Genomic DNA, 18,791 nt, shown 5'->3' with positions numbered 1-18,791 from the left:
AAGGCGGAGGTGAGCAAGAAAGGTGTGGATTCCCATTCAAATCAACGAAAATAGTGCAGCGCCGCTGTATCATCAAATTGAGTCGCAGCTTCGCTCCCTAATCGTCAGCGGCCAGATCGCAGAAGGTACGTTGTTACCTTCGATTCGGGAATTCGCCGGCGCCTTAAACTGCAGCGTCATTACCGTCCGCCGGGTCTATCAAGATTTGGAGGCGGAGGGACTGCTTCGGACGCGGCAGGGAACAGGAACGTTTGTCGCCAAGGTCGGCGCGGACGAACGGGATGAATACCGCACCGCTGTAGTGAAGGAAGCGTTGGAGAAGGCGGTAGATACCGGAAAATCGATGCAATACGGGGCGGAAGAGTTGAAGCAGCTATTTTTGCAGGTTATGCAACAGAAATATAACTCAAATCCAGACAAGGAGGGGACGGATGAATGACACAACCGATGGCGATTGAGCTGATTGGAGCGCTGAAACGGGGACGCCGTAAAACGATCGGGCCGTTACATTTGCAAGTGCCGAAGGGGTATATCGTGGCTCTCGTAGGGCCTAACGGCTCTGGCAAAAGCACGATGATGCAATTAATTCAGCAAATGCTGCAGCCAGATGCGGGGGAAATTCGTTGGTTCGGCCAGTCGTGCTCCGGTGAGTTGTCCCTTGAGCTGCGCCAACAAATCGGATATGTCTCGGAAGCGCCCGAACCGGAAGAAAATTATATGACCGCCGAGCGCGCAGCGGAGTTCCGATCACAATGGTATCCAACTTGGGATCAGCAGCTCTTTGAGGATCTCATGAACCGGTTTGACGTCCCGAGAAATGAACGGTTAAACCGGATGTCCAAGGGGGAGCGGCGGAAATACGAGATCGCGGCAGCGTTGGCTGCCCGGCCGAAGCTGCTATTGCTCGACGAGCCCTCCTCAGGGCTGGATCCCTTCGCATGGAAGGGCATGATCGACGAGCTCCGGGACTTTATGGAGGGCGAGGACATGACGATCTTGATCGCGACCCATATCGTGGAGGAAGTGAAGCGGCTGGCTGACTACATTGCTTTGATTCACCAGGGGAAGATACTCGGAATGGCCGAGAAGGATCAGTTATTTAGCAGCTGGAAGGAGATTTGGATCCGCAGCAGCGATTGCTCGCCGGGCGACCTGCCCGAGGGAACGATTCTTCGCGTAGATGGACCGCAGGTGACGAAGCTGATCGTTCAAGAGCAGTACGAAGGAGAACTGCAGCAGAGTCTAGCCGCCAAAGGCCTGCAGGTGATGCAAACCCGCAGCCTCGAGTTAGATGAGATTTTGCAGTTGTGGATTCAAGGGCATTCACCGGCGAAGCTGGTAACCCCATCCACGGCGACATTGGTTTAATCGCATCAATTATTTTGTAGCGAAGAAGGAGAGGGAATATGGCGAAACCATTGGTACTGGACAATGTCATGAAGCAGTTTGGCGAGAAAACGGCGGTCAACAACATTTCGCTTCAGGTAGAGGAAGGCGAGATTTACGGTTTGCTGGGCGCCAACGGTGCCGGGAAGACGACAACGATGCGGATGGTGCTGGGGTTGATCTATCCGGACGGCGGACAAATTCTGTACAACGGCAAGCCTTACAGCCGGGAGCTGCAATCGCAAATGGGGTATTTGCCGGAGGAACGCGGGTTGTATCCAAAGGTGAAGGTCAGCGACCAAATCATCTACCTGGCCCGCTTGCGCGGCATGTCTGCAGCAGAGGCTGACAAGAGCCTGAAATACTGGCTCGAGCGATTTGAAGTGCCGGAATACTACGATAAGAAAATTGAGGAGCTGTCCAAAGGCAATCAGCAAAAAATGGGCTTTATCGCCGCGGTTGTTCATAAACCTAAAATTGTTATTATGGACGAAGCGTTTAGCGGCTTGGACCCGGTTAACGTCGAGCTGCTGAAGGCGACGGTGAAGGAGCTGCGCGATCAAGGCACCAGCATTCTGTTCTCCACTCACCGGATGGAGCATGTGGAGGAGCTGTGCCGGAACATCACGATTTTGCACCGTTCAAATACCGTGCTGCAGGGCAATCTGCAAGAGATCAAAAAACGTTATCCTCGCGAAGAAGTGCTCCTGCATACAGCCGGAGAAGTAACAGGGCTCGAGCGGATCGCAGGCGTGGAGAAGGTGGAGCGGAAAGAACGCGGCTATCTGGTACGGATCTCGCAGGTATCGGCAGCACAAGAGATTTTGCGTAGAGCGATGGAGGTCAGCGAAGTAGAGCATTTTGAAATTAAGGAGCCTACGCTGAATCAGATCTTTATTAAAGAGGTAGGTGAATCCAATGAATAAAATGGGGACGGTCGTTGGCTTTACGTTCATGAATAAAGTGCGTACAAAATCTTTTATCATTACGACGCTGGTCTTGGCGCTGCTGGTGACGATCGGGCTGCATGTGCCTTATTTTATCGATAAATTTACCGGCGGGGATGATCAACCAACGAAGATTGGCCTTGTGTACGAAGGGCAACCGGAGTTGGCGAAGTCGCTGGAAGTCTATACAGAGAAGCAGCCGGCAGCAGGCTACACGTTGGTTCCTTACGAGCAAGCGGACAAAGCCAAGCTGCAAGCGGCAATTGAAGCCGGGGAGATCGATGGGTATCTGCAGTTTGCTGAAGGAGACGGCGGTGTCTTCCCAGCAGTAACCTACACCTCGAAGAAAGACAGTTTGGGAATGGGGCTGCAAAATGCGCTGCAAGCGGCACTCCAGAACGTCAAGGCGGAGTATATCACGAAAGGCATGCTGACAGAAGAGCAAATCGCTGCGTTAAGCACGCCGATCCAAATCAATGCGGTGAAGGCTTCACCGGATTCTGGTGCGGGTGAAAGCGGCAATCCGACGGAAGCGATGGGGGCAATTAATTACGTTATCGTATATGTACTCATCATCCTGTTCTTCATGACCATAATGATGACGGGGAATATGATCTCGGCGGAAGTCACTGCAGAGAAAAGCTCGCGCATTATGGAGATTCTTATCACCAGCGTATCGCCGCTCGCGCAAATGTTCGGGAAGATTATTGGGATGTTTTTTATCGGGCTGCTGCAAATTGCTGTTTTTGCCGCAGTGATTGCGATTAATATCTCGCTGCCGTACAACCAGCCGGTGTTGGCGGATTTCAATCTGCATCTGTCTGATATCCGCGTGGAAGTATTAGTGCTTGGCCTAGTATTCTATATCTTGGGTTACTTCTTGTATGCTACACTGTTTGCCGCGGTCGGCTCGCTGGTCAGCCGGACCGAAGAGCTGGGGCAAGCGGTGATGCCGATTACGATGCTGTCGCTGGCGGCATTCTATATCGGGATCTTCAGCTTGGGCACGCCTAACTCGCTGCTCATGAAGGTCAGCTCCTTCATCCCGTTCGTTTCACCGGTGTCGATGATCGTACGGATTGGCCTCGGGGAGCCGCCAATTTGGGAAATTGCGGCTTCGCTGATCGTCCTGGCTATTGCGATCTTCGTGTTCGGCTGGCTGTCGGCGAAGATTTACCGCACCGGTGTCCTGCTGTACGGTAAGCGTCCAACCTTCAAAGAGCTGCGCAAAGCAATGAAAGCCTATAAGATCTAGTTCATAAGTGCAATAAGCCTTGGTAGACTTACGTTCGTCTATCAAGGCTTTTCTTTTAAGCAAAGTTATGTGGTGCAAGGCACATCAGATGCTGAACCGTCATTATTTGGGGAAAATCGCTTTACAGGTTGGTGAAGACTTCACAGCCTGATTGTCAATGTTAGATAGAAAACCAATGCATAGAACTAACGGGATACCTGAGCAGAGGCTTTCTGCGATCAGCGGAGCGCCTCTTTTTTTTTCTTGGTCACGTCAAGTTCACACGGCAGACACATCACTGCTTTATACTTGGTTTTGCAAGGAGAAATGGAGGTGTCGACCGAGTTCATAGAAGGGGAATGAATAGGCTAGAATAGGAGCAAGGTGATGTCGGGATGAAACGAAGTATATTGCTGGTGGAAGACGACGCACTGATGCGTGAGTTTATCACCGATTATTTTAAAAAAGAACAATGGGAAGTCCACGAAGCCGAGAACGGCCGCATCGCGCTGGACATTTTCGAGCAGACCCCTGTTGATCTGGTCGTGCTGGACATCATGATGCCTGAAATGGACGGTTGGTCCGTCTGCCGGCGAATTCGCGGCAAATCGGATGTACCGATCATCATTATGACGGCTCGAACCGAGGACGACGATCAGCTGCTCGGATTCGAGCTGGGCGCCGACGAATATGTGACAAAGCCGCTGAGCCCCCGGGTGCTCGTCGCCCGCGCCACGGCCTTGATGAAACGAAAGGAAGGCACGGTTGGCCGGGCCAGCGAGGTGCAAGTGTTCGGCGACTTGTCGATCAATCGCGAAGCACATGTCGTGGCCGTCAAAGGGACCGCGGTGAATTTAACGCCCAAGGAGTATGAGTTGCTGATCTTTCTGGTCAAGCATGCTGGCAAGGTGTTAACCCGGGAGGCCATTTTGGATGCGGTCTGGGGATACGATTATTTGGGCGACTCACGTACCGTGGATACCCATATCAAAAAATTAAGAGCCAAGCTGGGAGACGAAGGTCGGTACATCGTTACCGTGATCCGGTCAGGCTATAAATTCGATGTGAACATATGAGAAGGCATAGCGTTGTTTTTAAGTTGTTCATTGTCACTTCGGTGCTGGTGTTATTGGCCTTCTCGGTCGTCATGGTGGCTGAAGGCATGTTCTTCGAGCGCTTCTATCGGGAGACCAAAATCAACCGGTTGGTCGAGAGCATGCGGAGCTTTGCCAAGCAGTTCAGCGAGCATCCCAACGATGACCAGCAAGTCTCCCGGCTGTTAGGCGAATACATGAACCGGCACGACGCCAGTATCGCTATATTAAGTCGAGAATTTGTGCAGCTTCACTATGAACCTTATTATATCGATTTGCAGACGTTAAGCGGGAAGAAGATCAAGGTCGTCATTCCGACGGAAGGGACAACCTGGGAAGAGATTCCGAAATTTGTGAAAGGCGATCAGCTGACGGTCGACGGGATGTTTATGGATCAGCTGGATACGATTATGAATCCCGTGGAGATTCATTTGTCGGCAGAAGCGAGTCGTGAGCCTGATCTCGGGCTGGTGCGGGTGGAAGGCAAGGTAGAGGATCTGTTGCTGCCGGAGCCCCATTCTCGCTCATATAATCCGTTTTATCAGGATTCGTTGATCGATGATGCGGTTCAAGCTTGGAGAGAGCAAATTTACAGAACTAATTCCTCCGAAACGGAGCTGCTTCAAGAGGGACTCGTTCGATTCGAATGGCGGGATCCGTGGAGCGGTGTCGAGTACGCTGTACTGCTTCAGCCGCTCGCCAACGAAGAGCAGAGGGGTCCGCATTACATGATCGCATTAAGCTCATTGCAGCCGGTTGGAGAAGCCGTGGACATTCTTCAAAATTATGTGATTGTGCTGGCTCCGCTGATCCTTGTGCTGGTCGTTCTGCTGTCCCTGATCTTTTCGCGGCTGGTGTCCCGTCCGTTGCTTGCCTTGAATCGTACGGCTGCCCGCCTGGCGGAGTTGGATTTCTCTGTAGTGCCGGAAGCTCGGTCCAAGGACGAGTTCGGCGAGCTGTCCCGCAATCTGGCCCGGCTGTCGCGCAATTTGGACGAAGCGTTGAAGGAGCTGACCCTGGCTAATCGTCAATTGCAGCAGGATGTAGAGGAGAAGCGGAAAGCAGAGGAGCTGCGCAAAGAGCTCGTCGCCAACATATCTCACGAGCTGAAAACACCTCTAGGCATCGTTAAGGGGTTTGCGGAAGGGCTGCAGGACGGAGTGGCAGACGACAAAAAAGAGCGTTATCTGGCATTGATCGTCAGCGAAACCGATCGAATGAACGCCTTGATTATGGATATGCTGGAGCTGTCCAAATTTGAGGTGAAGAAGATCCAACTGCAACCGCGCAGCTTCTCCTTGTCCCGCCTCGTCAAGCGGGTAGCCGAGTCCTTTGATCAGCAGCTGGAAGCCAAGGGGCTTCAAATCAAGTTGACACTTAGTTATGAGAAAAGCGGACTGCATTCATCCCATGTGGAGGAGATGACGGTTTGGGCCGATCCGAGACGGATTGAGCAGGTAGTCCTGAACTTACTAAGCAACGCCGTTCGCCACGCCCGGGAGGAAAGCATCATCTGCATTGAACTGCATCGGGAAGTGAATGGAAAGATCACGGCGACGATCGAAAATGTAGGCCCCACGATTCCTGAGGCGGATCTGGCCCGGATTTGGGACCAATTTTACCGGGCAGAACGTTCGAGGGACCGCAAATCCGGCGGGACCGGGCTGGGGCTGGCGATCGTGAAGCATATTTTGGAGCTGCATGGCAGTGAATACGGTGCTCGGAATACGGAGCAAGGTGTAGCGTTCTATTTTACCTTAGCCCATCAAGATCACATAAACGGAGGAGAAACTCATGATGAAAAATAAAACACTGGTACTTTTGATGGCAGCTCTGACTGCGGTATTGATGCTGAGCGCATGCGGGAATAAATCATTAAGTGGAGCGCCGCAAGAGCCAACAACAAACGACAATTCTGCCAATACGTCTGATGATAACGCCAGCACGGAGAATGCGGCCAACGGCGACATTCTGATCGTCATCGATCAAACCCCGAAACCGCTGGCTGAAGGGGGAAGCTTTGACTTCACGGTCAAAAAAGCACCGGAAGGCTACATGCTGAAGGAGATCCATTGGACATCCGAGAAAAACAACATCGTAAATACGTTGGAGGAAGCCATTAAGCATGGTCAAGAAGGCGGAAACGGATTCTATATCAGCGGTAACGGACAGTTTATGGGCTTCATTTATCCTGACGAAATGAAAGACGAAACTGGCAAGGTCACCTTTGTTTTCGCGAATGATCAAGGTAAGGAAGTGACCTGGGAGAAAGAAATTACGTTAAAATAAAAAGAAGACCCAAGCCATCATTGGAATGAATGGAGGCTTGGGTCTTCTTTTTGGAAAAGCACAACGGTGTACCGTTCGGCTTAAGCCTTGACAGCTCCTTGCGTAATCCCGCTAATGATCCATTTCTGAAGGAACAGATAAACGATAACCATCGGCAACAGCGCCAGTAAATAGGAGGCGAAGGCCAGATTATAGTCCGTGCTGAATTGGCCTTGGAACACGTATTGCACGAGCGGCAGTGTATATTGAGTTGGATCAGCCAGCAAAATGAGCGGCAACAGGAAGTCGTTCCACGTTGACAGGCAGGACAGAATCGCAACCGTAGCACTGATTGGCGCCAGCAGCGGGAAGATGATCCGCCAGAAGGTCCCCCAGGTAGACGTCCCGTCGACTGTCGCTGCTTCCTCCAGCTCAATAGGTATGGAGCGGATGTAACCGACATACACGAAGACGTTAAACGGCAGACCATAAACGATGTACAGGATGATCAGACCGGGAATGTTATTCATGCTTAAGTCAGTTGTTACTTTAACGACAGGCAGCATAATAATTTGAAACGGAATGAACATCGCACTGATAAAGTAAAGGTACAGCCCTTTGAAGAACCTGCGGTTCATGTTCCGGGCGATCGCATAAGAAACTAGCGAGTTGGTCAATAGAATAAAAACAACCGATACGGCAGTAATGACAAAGCTATTGCCGAGGGCTTGAAAGAAATTGGTGGCTTCGATAGCCCGTTTAAAATTGCTGAAATGGAGGCCTGTCGGCAACGAGAATATTGAGCCAGCCATTTCCTCCGGATTTTTCAAAGCGATGCTCACGGTCATATATAGCGGGAACAAAATGAAAAGGGAGCCAAGCGCAATGAGTATCGTTGCGAGCCAATTGGTTTTCTTAGTCATAGTTGATCCAACTCCCGTCTTTGTAGAACTTTAATTTGGAACAGAGAAATGGCGACGATCACGATAAAGTAGATGACCGCATTTGCTGATTGATAAGCGAATTCACCGCCAGTAAAGCCACCTTGGTAAATCAATAACGCGATTGATCGGGTGGCTGTACCCGGTCCGCCTCCGGTTAATGCAACGATTTGGTCAAAGACCATTAACCCGCCCTTCATAGCCAGGACCATGTTGATGGTGAAGAACGAGGCCAGCATTGGAAAAGTGATTTTCCAGAACTCCTTCCATTTGGAGGCACCATCGAGACTCGAAGCCTCATACAGGTCGGCAGGAATCGTCTGCAAGCCGGCCAAGTAAAGAATCGTATTGTAGGCTATGGCTTGCCAGACCCCGACGATGACGACACCAACCCAGGCCCAGTCCGGTTTCCCAAGAAGGTTGGTCGAGAGAAAATCAATGCCTAACTTCTCACCTAAGATCGGGAAGGCGTTGGAGAACAGGTAGTTAAAGATATAACCGATGATCAAAACACCAAGGACGTTGGGCAGAAAATAGAAGGCGCGAAAGAAATTTTTAGCCTTAATTTTTGCATTTAACCCCAGTGCAATCAACAGGCTGAGTACGTTAATAAGGATCGTGGCTGTAATCGCATATTTGAACGTAAAGATATATGAATCCAGGACATTCGAATCTTTAAATACATTAATAAAATTCTTCAGACCGATGAAATCATAACTTTTGCTGAAGCCGTCCCAGTTTGTGAAAGCATAGAAAATGCCTTGAAGCGCTGGGTAGGTGTGAAAAGCAAAAAACAACACGAGAGCGGGTAAAGTCATCCAATAAAAGGCCGTACGGCGTTTCGTCATGTTTATTCCTCCTTAAAAAATGCTTGAATCCTTAGTTGCTAGTAAACGTTTACGTACCCTTGAAAAAAAGAACGTGAGCGAGCACTTAGATCATTGACCATCAGGCTATCGCTTACGTTTTTGGATTATGGATATCCCGCTTGTCATGGGAGCTAATCGCCCGTACCGTCTGTCTTTCGACGATGGAATGGGCTACGATGCAGCTGCTTTCGGCTTTCCCCGTTTTGATCATGTGAATCAGTTTCTGAGAGGCTAGATTGCCCATATCGTACAATGGTTGTCGTACGGTAGTCAAAGGGGGAACCGACATCTGGGCCAGCTTCAGATCATCGTATCCGATAATGGACAACTCATCAGGCACCTTAATTCCATACTTGGCAGCTACAGAGATTGCAGCAATTGCCATCTCGTCGCTCGCCGCAAAGATGGCGGTGATATCAGGGGCCCGGCTTAAGAGTTCTTCCATCGCTTTATAGCTTACGTCGAATAAGAAATCTCCATAGGCGATATAAGATTCGTTAATCGGTATGCCGTGGTTCTCAAGGGCTTTCTTGTAACCTTCAATTCTTGGAATCCCGGCGATCGTATCGTGCTTAGTACCGCTCAGCAAAGCGATTTTGCGATGGCCGAATCGAATCAAATACTCTACGGCATCATAAGCGGCCTGAAAATCGTTGACCTTGATATACGGTACATGATCATAGCCGGATTCCGTCGAGACGAGGACATAAGGAATTCGCATTTGCTGAAGTGTCTGATAGTATTCTTCTTTCAGGACTTCGCTGGAAAAGATCAAACCATCAACCTGCTTCTCACGCAATACCTGTAAGTATTTGAGAGTCCGCTTTCCGTCTGAATCGGTATTGCATACCATAACGCTGTATCCGTTATCCTGAGCAAAGTCCTCCACACCGTGGAGAATCTCAGAAGAGAACAGGCTTGATACAGTCGGAAACATCACGCCGATCGTCTGGGTTTTCTTATTGATCAGTCCCCGGGCGATGGCGTTAGGCTGATATCCGATTTCCTCGATGGCTCGGTATACTTTGGCTTTCGTTTGCTCCGAATAGCCTTGCAAATTATTGAGTACACGGGATACGGTAGCTATGGATACATTGGCCTTTTTGGCAACATCTTTGATGGTAGGGTTCATGATATTACCCGCCTCATTCGTTTCAATATGGTTCTACTCTGATAGTAGACAACGTAAACGCTTACTCGATTTTAGAACTTGTGCTCCTATTTGTCAACGATATTTTTAGGGGAGAGGGGGAATTGTCTTGTAGGATCGAAGGCGAAAAAAATGCTTGATCAAAATTATTGACAAACCTATCACACAGGGATATATTTAGGTAAGCGTTTACGTTTCCGAGCGTTTGATTTGAAATGAGCGCAAATGGAAGAACTAATGGCTTTCATTGTCTCAGTTCGTAAACGTTTACCTTGCAGAGATGAAACCAACGCAAAGAGGTGAAGTCCGGAACTAGGTGAAGTCAACGAAGGATTCATGGTTACTCACGAGAAGGGGCTTAAGTAGTGGCTGAATGGGTACATATTGAGTAAAAAGTAAACGTTTACGTATCCTGATAACCTCTATTTTCTGTCCTACGCCAACAGTGAAAATTTTACGATCAGGGGGATAAAACATGATGAAAAAAATCATAGCACCCGTATTAGCAGGGTTGTTAGCTGCTTCGATGCTTAGCGCTTGCGGTAATGGTGGAGGAAATAACGCAGGAACGGCATCCAACAACGGATCAACTGCCACTTCCGACAAGCAAGTTGAAATCGAATTTTTCCAAAATAAAACGGAAGCGAAGGATACCTTCGACAAGCTGATTGCGAAGTTTAACGAAGCGAATCCTAATATCAAGGTGACGCAAGTAAACCCGCCTGACGCGGAAACCGTATTGAAGACAAGAGCGGCAAAGGATGAAATTCCGGATGTTATTGGTATGGGGGCAACGGATACTTACAAGTCGTTGGCTGCCGGAGGGGTGTTCAAAGACTTCACAGGTGATGCAATTCTCTCCTCGATTCAACCAGCTTATATTCAAATGATGAACGATTTGACCGGATCGGATGTAGTGAACGGCATCCCATTCTCGGCGAACGCCAGCGGCGTGATTTATAACAAAGCGATCTTTGCCGAAGCCGGCGTAGAAGTACCAAAAACCTGGGATGAGTTTATTGCTGCGGCAGAGACGTTCAAATCTCAAGGGATAAATCCTTTTTATCTGACCTATAAAGATGCATGGACCGTGTTAGTGCCGTTCAATGCTTTGGAACCAAGTATCGTGGGTACGGAAATCTTCAAACAACGCCAAGAGGGTTCGGTGAAGTTTGCTGACGCCTTTAAAGAAGTGGCTGAGAAACAGTTGAAGCTTCTGGACTACGGGCAAAAAGACATTTTTGGCAAAGGTTATAATGATGGAAATGCCGGGTTCGCTAAAGGCGAGTCTGCAATGTATATGCAAGGGGTATGGGCAATTCCGGAAATTCAGAAGGCGAACCCTTCCATCGAGTTGGGCGTGTTCCCGATGCCGGCCACCAATGACCCGACGAAGAACAAAGTCATTTCCGGCGTGGATACGCTGTTGACGGTTGCTAAAAATACCAAACATCCGGAAGAAGCTATGAAGTTTGTCCAATTCTTGCTGGAACCGGAAAATGTACAACAATATATCGATGAACAAAAAGCGTTCCCGGCGATCACCGGCGTATCGCAAAGTGATCCAATTATGGACGGTTTCAAAGAAGCCTTTGCAGCTGGACAAATCTCTGATTTTGCAGATCACTATATTCCAAGTGCCATGAAGCTTGACGCTTTGGTTCAAGAGTTCCTGCTTAAGAAGGATGTCAATGCATTCCTGAAAAACTTGGATACGGAATGGGATAAAGTTGCCAATCGGAAATAAGCCGAATATGTAATCATGCTGAAGGGCGGAGATTAGTCTCCGCCCTTTTTGTATTTCGCTCACCGTGCAAGGTTGACGAGGGGGTGACTTTCATCTATCATGTATACCCGTGGGGGTATCCACTTGAACGAGATGTCAGGCACGATGAATGATGGAAAGGAGTGCAGGACATGGCTGAGGAACATCTCTATGCGGAAGAAGTCAAACGGAGATTGAAACGAATCGAAGGTCAGGTGCGCGGAGTGCTTCGTATGATGGAGGAAGGGAAGCCCTGCAAGGAAGTGGTAGTTCAGCTTTCTGCAGTGCGGAGTGCTACGGATAAGGCTTTGGCCCAGATCGTTGCGGATAACTTGCAGCAGTGTATCTTGGAGGAGCAGGCTCAAGGGGGCGACACCGCCCATTTGGTGAAGGAAGCGGTAGAGCTGCTGGTCAAGAGCCGGTAATTTGAAAAGGAGACGATAACGATGGCGTTTCAGCCACAGAAGGAAATAACCCCGGACGAGCTGGCCGCGCGGTTGAAGCGGGGCGAGCAGGTCCATGTGCTGGATGTGCGTGAGCCATTGGAGTGGGCTGAAGGCCACATTCCAGGGGCTAAGCATATTCCGTTGGGACAGCTGCTAGAGCGGTTAGCAGAGCTGGATCCGGAGGAAGAGGTAATCGTCGTCTGCCGCAGCGGCGGGCGGAGCAGTCTGGCCTGTGAGCTGCTTAGTGAGAGAGGCTACCGTGTAGTCAACATGACCGGCGGAATGCTGACTTGGCAGGATGAAGTGGAGTGAGTGACATGCTGATCACGGCAGGAGGATTGTTGCTTGCCGCCTGGATAAGCGGATATGTACTTCGGTTGGTATGGCCTGTCCCGGGCCTAAAGTTCGTAGGGGAGAAGGGCTTACGCGGGTTCGACCTGCCGCCGCAGACGAAGATGCTGGATGTCCGGGACGCGTCTTATTATGAAGAATGCCATCTGGATGGAGCGATTAACATTTCGTTAGGTCGATTGCCGTTTCTATGGCATAAGGAGTTATCGCCATCTTGTCCTGTTCTGATCATTGCAAACCGTCGATCTGCGGTGTTAAAAGCAGCACGAATTTTACGCAGACGAGGCTTCAAGCAGCTCTACGCCTTGCGCGGAGAAGCTTGCCGGGAAGGATCTTCGCGGAAGCCTTGCTTAGAGAAGGGCCCCGCCTGTTGATGCAGGCGGGTTTTTGGTGTACAGTGAAGCGATCATGGTTCTCACGCGCTCGAGTGTGAGGTTGAAACTTTCAGACTAATATGAACGTTTATTGTACAGCAAGTATATTAGAGAGCAGGGGAGAGACAAGCATCATGCCAACGCCTACATTACCCAGCCGCGCGAGCCGGACAAGCCGGACAGGCCGCGCGTCGGCCAAGCGGGGAACGGGGGCTAAGAAGCGTACGTCCGCTAAGAAACGGCGGAAGCGTGGTTTTTTCTATCTGATGTCCCGGCTGATCATCGCGATGATGCTGATCGGGACGGTGGCCTTATTCTGGTTGTTCTTTACCCCGTCAGGGAACAATATGCGCTATTTAATGGCCGATACGCTGATTACGACGCAGCATCGCCATTGGGCCAAATATATCATCGGACAAGCCGAGCTGGACAAACGGGTCGCCGCTTACCAGGCGCAATTCGAGCAGATGGGAACGGAGAAGGACACCCATACGATTGATTTGCCCGACCCGGAGGATCAAGAAGACACACAAGCGGAGAAGCCGCTCATTGAAATTGAAGAGGTCTCCGGCAAAAGCTATCACGGGTACGTGCTTACTGTAAACGACCCGACCAAAATCCGTTTGGGGGTTCCAGCGAAACGGGGCAAAGGGGAGAAGGTCTCCAGCATGGTCGCGCGGACCGGTGCCATAGCCGGCGTGAACGGCGGCGGCTTTGCCGACCCGAACTGGAAAGGCAACGGCTTCAAGCCGATTGGGGTGGTCATTTCCCAAGGGAAGCTGTATTACAACGGCATTAGTTCAGGGGCATCGACGCAGATCGTGGGCCTGGACAAGAAGGGCAAGATGATCGCCGGTAAATATACGCTGGAGGAATTGAACAAGCTGGGGATTCAGGAAGCGGTGACGTTTCAGCCGCGAATTATCGTAAACGGCAAAGGACAGATCCGCAGTCAAAAAGAAGGCTGGGGCATCGCGCCGCGGACGGCCATGGGGCAACGCGAAGACGGCGCGATCCTGTTCGTTGTCATCGACGGGCGTCAGCCGGGCTACAGCATCGGCGCCAGCCTGTACGATGTTCAGCAGATTATGCTGGAACGCGGCGCCGTGATCGCCGCCAATTTGGACGGCGGGTCGTCTACCGTATTGGTGAAAGAAGGCGGGGAGATCGTGAACAAGCCTTCGTCCGAATACGGAGAGCGGTATTTGCCAACCGCGTTTCTCGTCTTTGAGGATCCGTCCAAGGTGAACATCCCGAACATTTGGGAAGGCTTGCGTCCACAGGACATTGATCCCGGGAAGAAGTGAGGCGGCAGAAGCAGAGGCCGAGCAGAGGGGAGTATCCCTTTTGCCCGGCCTCTTTGTTATGTAGTAAATCCGTTAGTCCTTGCTCCAAGTAAAGCGCTGACGATATTTTCGCGGGGACATGCCTTCGGTCTTGCTGAAGCAAGCGGTGAAATATGCGGCCTGGTTAAATCCCACTTGTTCGGCGATCCGTTCGATGGTCAGATCGGTTTGCACAAGCAGCAGCTTAGCCTGCTGGATGCGCAGCCGTTGCAAGTAGACGGCAGGCGAACAGCCGAACACCTTCTGCATACAGCGGGCGATATAGACCGGATGGAAATTGATACTCTCCCCAAGCTTTTGCGCGGAGAAGGGTTCGTTATAATGCTCGCGCAAATAGGAGGCTGCCTTCTCGGCGCAGGCTGACTGCGGAGAGAGTCTGGCATTGGATGAGGAGGCCGACAGTTCGACGATTACATCTTGAAATAGGGACTGCTGGCGCAATCGGACGCTGTCCAAATGGAGATCTCGATTCAAATCCGTCAGTTCCTTCAGCAGCGCGATCATTTTCTGCGGCTGGGCCAGCTTCGCGTATTGGGGCAGAGGGACGGTATACGATGTCGCCGTGAACGGAGGCAGTGAAATTGAACCAGGGGTGCCCTGATCCGTTAGGCTGCATCTGCAATGCTGGTAATCTTCCTCCTCAACGACGCGCCATTCGCCCAAGAGTTGAAAATGCAGCCAATGGTGCAGCGTATCCTCCCGACAGCCTTCCAGCGCATAGTGGTAACAGTCCGGGCGGAGGATGAGCGAGTGTCCGGCGGGCACTTCGTAATCGCGGCCTTCTTCGCTGATATATAAACATCCGTACTCGACGACCAGCAGGTCGAAGGCGCCGATATTTTGCCGGCTGGGATGCTTGCCGCCGACCGGGATCACCGCTGAGCCGCTGACGATGTAGTGGGGAAGTGGCGGCGCGGTAAATTCAATGATGGGAGGCAAAGGATACCCACTCCTCTTAGGTTGGAATATTGAAAAATCGAGTTGATTCAATGATACATCAAAACGAAATTACCATCTATAATGTGTTTCATGCTAACACGATGACAGGGAATCCGCGGGATTCTCCGAACTTCAGGAGGTTGTAATAATGAAAAGTAACAAGGGCGGCGAGAAGAATAAATTCTCTCTCTGGCTGCTCGCATGGCCTATATTTATCGAGTTGTTTCTGCAAATCTTGCTGGGAACCGTCGATACGCTGATGGTCAGTCGTATTTCCGACAATGCGGTGGCGGTCGTGGGTTTCTCCAACCAGTTGTTTAATGCGCTGACAACGCTGTTTGCTACCGTCGCTAGCGGGGCGGGGATTGTAATCGCCCAGAAGATCGGTTCAGGCCGCGAAGAGGATGCGCGGACCGTTGCGATCATCGCCTTCAAAGTGACGGCAGGAATTGGTCTTTTTCTCAGTATTTTACTGATCGCTGTTCCTGGTCCCATCGCTACGATATTGCAGCTTCCGAATGAACTGCTGCCGCTAGCGAAAATCTACATCTCCATTGTTGGCGGAGGGATGATTCTAACCGCGATGATTTCCCTGCTTGGCACTGCGATCCGCAACACTGGAAATACGAAAGGCCCGATGTACACGGCGGTAGGCATGAACGTTTTGCATATCCTGATGAACTATTGCTTTATCTTTGGAGCGTTTGGATTTCCGCAATGGGGGCTGACTGGCGTGGCAATTTCAACGGTAATCAGCCGCTTCGTTGCTACGATTGTGTTGTTGTTCATTTTCCTCGGTACGTTTCAGCGTCGAATCGGATTTAAGGACATGTCTGTCTACGATGGCAAGCTGTTTAAGGAGGTGCTGGTCATCGGCTGGCCGCTGGGGGTCAATTCGGCGAGCTGGGTGTTCTCGCAGCTGGCGATTTTCTCCTTCCTGGCGATGCTTGGCGCAACCGAGTTGGCCGCCAGAACCTATATGAATACGCTGGAGTCGTTCTGCTTTATGCTGGGCTTCTCGCTGGCGATGGCGGCGCAGATCCAGATCGCTCACCTGTACGGTGCAGGCAAAACCAAAGAAGCTTACCGTGCCGTATACCGCGTGCTGGCCTTTGGGCTGCCGCTCGTGATCGTCAACGCATTTATCCTTGTGCTGTTTGGTCCGAAGCTGTTGGGGCTGTTTACGCAGGATCCCGAGATTTTAACCCTCTGCGCGGCCTTGCTCTGGCTCAATCTGTTGCTGCAGCCGGGCAAAATGATCAACATGGCCCTCGGCAACTCGTTAAATGCAGTCGGGGATACGCGGTACACGATGATCATTTCCTTGATCTTTATGTCGGTTGTCGCAACCGGCTGCTCGTATTTGTTTGGCGTTTCGATTGGCTGGGGCATTATCGCCATTTACGCTTGCATGATCAGCGACGAATATATTCGCGGCGTCTTTTCGTTCTTCCGTTGGAGAGGGCGTAAGTACCTGCGCAGAAAAGAGCAGGAGCTGCTGCAAGAACGGGGATGGGCCCAGGAAGACCAAGGACAGGGGCAAGGGAATCAGACGATGGATGGCGTTGCTCCTTCGGCATTATAGAATGTGCAAATAAAAAAAAGAGTCGCAGGGCGGCCCGGAAGGGCGCCTGCGGCTCTTTCTGTTTTTGTGCGAACTCCTACTCTTTCTCTCGATCAGGCAGCTGTTTGACGTAACTGTCGCTGAGGCGGAGCAATTCAAGCGCACGGTTATACTCGCTTTCCGTTGTTAACGCTTGGGTCACGCCATCCTTAGGGAGCGGATACTTCGTCCCGTCATCATACCATACCCCAGGGATAAACAGCGCCTGGTCATTGATGAACGATCCAGAAGGCAGATAGTAACGCTGCGGTAACAGGTTGTAAGAGGTTTGGTTCAGCAGATCCTCACCAAAGTGAATATGGTTATCGAGATTGATCCCAAACAGATTGGCTACCGTCGGCAGGATATCGACTTGACCGCCTACATTGTCCATGACCTCAGGCAATTCGGTACCCGGCACATGAAGGAGCATAGGGATATTGATCATATCAATGTAGCTGTAATCCCGTCCGTAAATTTCTTTCATCAGTTCAAGTCCATGTTTATCCAGCGAATACATCGGCAAGCCGAGATGGTCCCCATAAATGACAACCACACTGTTGTCCCAGATGCCTCTTTGCTTCAAATCCTCAATAAATTGGCCGAGGGCGTAATCCGCATAGCTTTGCGCCCGCAAATAATCGCCAACCATATTGTCTTGGTAACGCTCAGGCAGCTGAATTTTATCCTTGTCATGCGGTGTTGTAAACGGATGGTGCGCCGTCATCGAGATCACTTGAGTGTAGAACGGCTGTCCCGTTTGCTGCATGCGATCCAACTCTTCAATGGTCTTCTTGTAGAGCACTTCATCCGAAGGTCCAAAGAAGACGGTATCTTCGGTACCAAACCATTTCTGGTCATAATAGCGGTTGAAGCCAATCGCTTTGTACAATTCCCCGCGGTTCCAGAAATCAACGACATTCGTATGGAACGTTGCCGTATCATACCCTTGATCACGCATCAGCTTCGGCAAGCTTGGCAGATCTTTGTCCGGGTAGTTTTGCGTTGCGGCCTCATTGTACGGGATGTAGAACGAGGTGTTCACCACAAACTCGGCATCTGAGGTATTTCCTTGTCCGACCATTTGATAGAAATGGCTGAAATAGGTGTTTTCCTTAACCAGTTTATTCATATTTGGCGTAACTTCCTGACCATCGATCTTCAGGCCAATCAGGAAGTTCTGGAACGATTCCATCTGAATGATGATTAGATTCTTGCCTTTGGCCGCACCAAAATATTTCGGTTCAGCCGGAGGGGTAATGCCTTTCAAGTTATTGATTTTCGCCTGGGAGATCTCGTCCTTGTCAACCAGCTCTTCCTTCTTGGCGCTGGAGAAAATCGTGTACGTTTCATAGTTCAGGATGCCCATTTGCTCAGCCTGCTTGATCTCATTCATGCTGGCCCGGTTCGGCCATACATTAAAGATACACAGCAGCAGGGAGAAAGCGAAAATCCCGGTAATGACGCCGGTGCTGGCTTTTCTTAGATTAAATAAAGCTTTCAACTTCTCTGCGCGTTTCTTCCGGAACAACCAGAAGCCGATCACCACGATATCCACAAAGATCAGCAGATAATAAGGGGCGAGCAGCGAGAACACGCTGTTCTTCACCGCGGTAACCTGATTCACCTGCTGCAGGGCCGTGTAGTTCACGATAACCCCATAATATTTATGGTACATAACAGCGGCGAAGAATACGGCTGTAACGATGAGATTGACGGTTAAATAAAGGCCGATCTTACGTTTGGAGGAGAACCATTCAATCAAGCAGAACAAAATCCAGATAAACGGGATTTCCTTCAACAATGGCCCCCAAGCGGGTACTACATCAAAGATAGCCGTCCAGACAAGATAAATCTTGAAGATCATGATGACAGAGAAGAAGACAAACGGCTTGATGCTGGCGAGCCGGATGCGATTGAACTGTGACACTTCGTTTCCTTCCTTTCCGTAAAAACTCCTTAGTTAGAATTAATGCCGAGTTTACAATTTTAACACCTCATATATAATACATGAAATAGCCGCAAGAATAAAATTAATCAATTCACTCAATTAGCAAGATATTCCACTTAAAGTGAGA

At 50.4% G+C, this 18,791-nt stretch carries 18 protein-coding genes; 13 read left to right on the top strand and 5 right to left on the bottom strand.

The features are described from left to right. Positions 1–22: 22 nt before the first annotated feature. The 7 genes from M891_RS0105175 (at position 23) to M891_RS0105145 (ending at position 6,950) form a co-directional block, all read left to right on the top strand. Positions 23–439: a GntR family transcriptional regulator gene (locus tag M891_RS0105175; protein ID WP_016313610.1), complete on the top strand. Its 417-nt coding sequence runs from the start codon at positions 23–25 to the stop codon at positions 437–439. Next, entirely contained in the window at positions 436–1,368 is a 933-nt protein-coding gene (locus M891_RS0105170; RefSeq protein ID WP_028538074.1) for an ABC transporter ATP-binding protein, read from the top strand. The genes M891_RS0105175 and M891_RS0105170 overlap by 4 nt, the downstream gene beginning before the upstream one ends. Positions 1,369–1,406: 38 nt before the next feature. Continuing rightward, positions 1,407–2,312, top strand: coding sequence for an ABC transporter ATP-binding protein (locus tag M891_RS0105165; RefSeq protein WP_009224066.1), 906 nt, complete (start codon positions 1,407–1,409; stop codon positions 2,310–2,312). Then, positions 2,305–3,588 (top strand): ABC transporter permease, encoded by a 1,284-nt coding sequence (locus M891_RS0105160; RefSeq protein WP_028538073.1) that lies wholly within the window; start codon positions 2,305–2,307, stop codon positions 3,586–3,588. Before M891_RS0105165 ends, M891_RS0105160 begins: the two co-directional genes overlap by 8 nt. Before the next feature lie 374 nt (positions 3,589–3,962). Beyond that, positions 3,963–4,643 (top strand): response regulator transcription factor, encoded by a 681-nt coding sequence (locus M891_RS0105155; protein ID WP_028538072.1) that lies wholly within the window; start codon positions 3,963–3,965, stop codon positions 4,641–4,643. Beyond that, positions 4,640–6,469 carry a sensor histidine kinase gene (locus M891_RS0105150; RefSeq protein ID WP_028538071.1) on the top strand — a complete coding sequence of 610 codons (1,830 nt, stop codon included), beginning with the start codon at positions 4,640–4,642 and terminating at the stop codon, positions 6,467–6,469. Before M891_RS0105155 ends, M891_RS0105150 begins: the two co-directional genes overlap by 4 nt. Beyond that, entirely contained in the window at positions 6,459–6,950 is a 492-nt protein-coding gene (locus M891_RS0105145; protein ID WP_028538070.1) for a hypothetical protein, read from the top strand. Before M891_RS0105150 ends, M891_RS0105145 begins: the two co-directional genes overlap by 11 nt. 80 nt (positions 6,951–7,030) lie before the next feature. Here the strand turns inward: M891_RS0105145 and M891_RS0105140 are convergent, their stop codons facing one another. From M891_RS0105140 to M891_RS23355, 3 genes are all read right to left on the bottom strand, one after another. After that, the gene (locus tag M891_RS0105140) at positions 7,031–7,852 is read right to left on the bottom strand and encodes a carbohydrate ABC transporter permease (protein WP_028538069.1); all 822 of its coding nucleotides are present in this window, start codon (positions 7,850–7,852) and stop codon (positions 7,031–7,033) included. Then, positions 7,849–8,718, bottom strand: a complete 870-nt coding sequence (locus tag M891_RS0105135; RefSeq protein WP_028538068.1) for a carbohydrate ABC transporter permease — start codon at positions 8,716–8,718, stop codon at positions 7,849–7,851. Before M891_RS0105135 ends, M891_RS0105140 begins: the two co-directional genes overlap by 4 nt. A gap of 112 nt (positions 8,719–8,830) precedes the next feature. Further along, a complete protein-coding gene (locus tag M891_RS23355; RefSeq protein ID WP_051416841.1) occupies positions 8,831–9,871 on the bottom strand; it encodes a LacI family DNA-binding transcriptional regulator in 1,041 nt (346 codons plus the stop codon). Between the two features lie 496 nt (positions 9,872–10,367). On the opposite strand from M891_RS23355, the gene M891_RS0105125 reads away from it, so the two are divergent. From M891_RS0105125 to M891_RS0105105, 5 genes are all read left to right on the top strand, one after another. Then, positions 10,368–11,636: an ABC transporter substrate-binding protein gene (locus tag M891_RS0105125; protein WP_232228290.1), complete on the top strand. Its 1,269-nt coding sequence runs from the start codon at positions 10,368–10,370 to the stop codon at positions 11,634–11,636. 170 nt (positions 11,637–11,806) lie between these two features. Beyond that, the gene (locus tag M891_RS0105120; protein ID WP_036699430.1) at positions 11,807–12,079 is read left to right on the top strand and encodes a metal-sensitive transcriptional regulator; all 273 of its coding nucleotides are present in this window, start codon (positions 11,807–11,809) and stop codon (positions 12,077–12,079) included. A gap of 21 nt (positions 12,080–12,100) precedes the next feature. Further along, positions 12,101–12,412, top strand: coding sequence for a rhodanese-like domain-containing protein (locus M891_RS0105115; protein ID WP_028538065.1), 312 nt, complete (start codon positions 12,101–12,103; stop codon positions 12,410–12,412). Positions 12,413–12,417: 5 nt separating this feature from the next. Next, a complete protein-coding gene (locus tag M891_RS23350) occupies positions 12,418–12,825 on the top strand; it encodes a rhodanese-like domain-containing protein (protein ID WP_051416840.1) in 408 nt (135 codons plus the stop codon). Positions 12,826–13,091: 266 nt separating this feature from the next. Further along, on the top strand, positions 13,092–14,132 hold the full coding sequence (locus M891_RS0105105) for a phosphodiester glycosidase family protein (RefSeq protein WP_232228293.1): 1,041 nt from the start codon (positions 13,092–13,094) through the stop codon (positions 14,130–14,132). A 72-nt stretch (positions 14,133–14,204) separates the two neighbouring features. Here M891_RS0105105 and M891_RS0105100 read toward each other — a convergent pair whose 3' ends face one another. Continuing rightward, on the bottom strand, positions 14,205–15,110 hold the full coding sequence (locus tag M891_RS0105100; protein ID WP_028538063.1) for a helix-turn-helix domain-containing protein: 906 nt from the start codon (positions 15,108–15,110) through the stop codon (positions 14,205–14,207). A gap of 148 nt (positions 15,111–15,258) precedes the next feature. Between M891_RS0105100 and M891_RS0105095 the strand changes: the two genes are divergently transcribed. Beyond that, complete coding sequence (locus tag M891_RS0105095) at positions 15,259–16,695, top strand: MATE family efflux transporter (protein ID WP_016313594.1); 1,437 nt, start codon at positions 15,259–15,261, stop codon at positions 16,693–16,695. A gap of 76 nt (positions 16,696–16,771) precedes the next feature. Here the strand turns inward: M891_RS0105095 and M891_RS0105090 are convergent, their stop codons facing one another. Then, a complete protein-coding gene (locus tag M891_RS0105090; protein WP_028538062.1) occupies positions 16,772–18,643 on the bottom strand; it encodes an LTA synthase family protein in 1,872 nt (623 codons plus the stop codon). Positions 18,644–18,791 lie beyond the last annotated feature (148 nt).

The sequence above is a fragment of the Paenibacillus sp. J14 genome, assembly GCF_000518465.1.
In the GTDB taxonomy this organism is placed as follows: Bacteria; Bacillota; Bacilli; order Paenibacillales; family Paenibacillaceae; genus Fontibacillus; species Fontibacillus barengoltzii.
The sequence above is the reverse complement of the archived record's forward strand: the minus strand, read 5'-3'. Positions and strand labels throughout refer to the sequence as shown.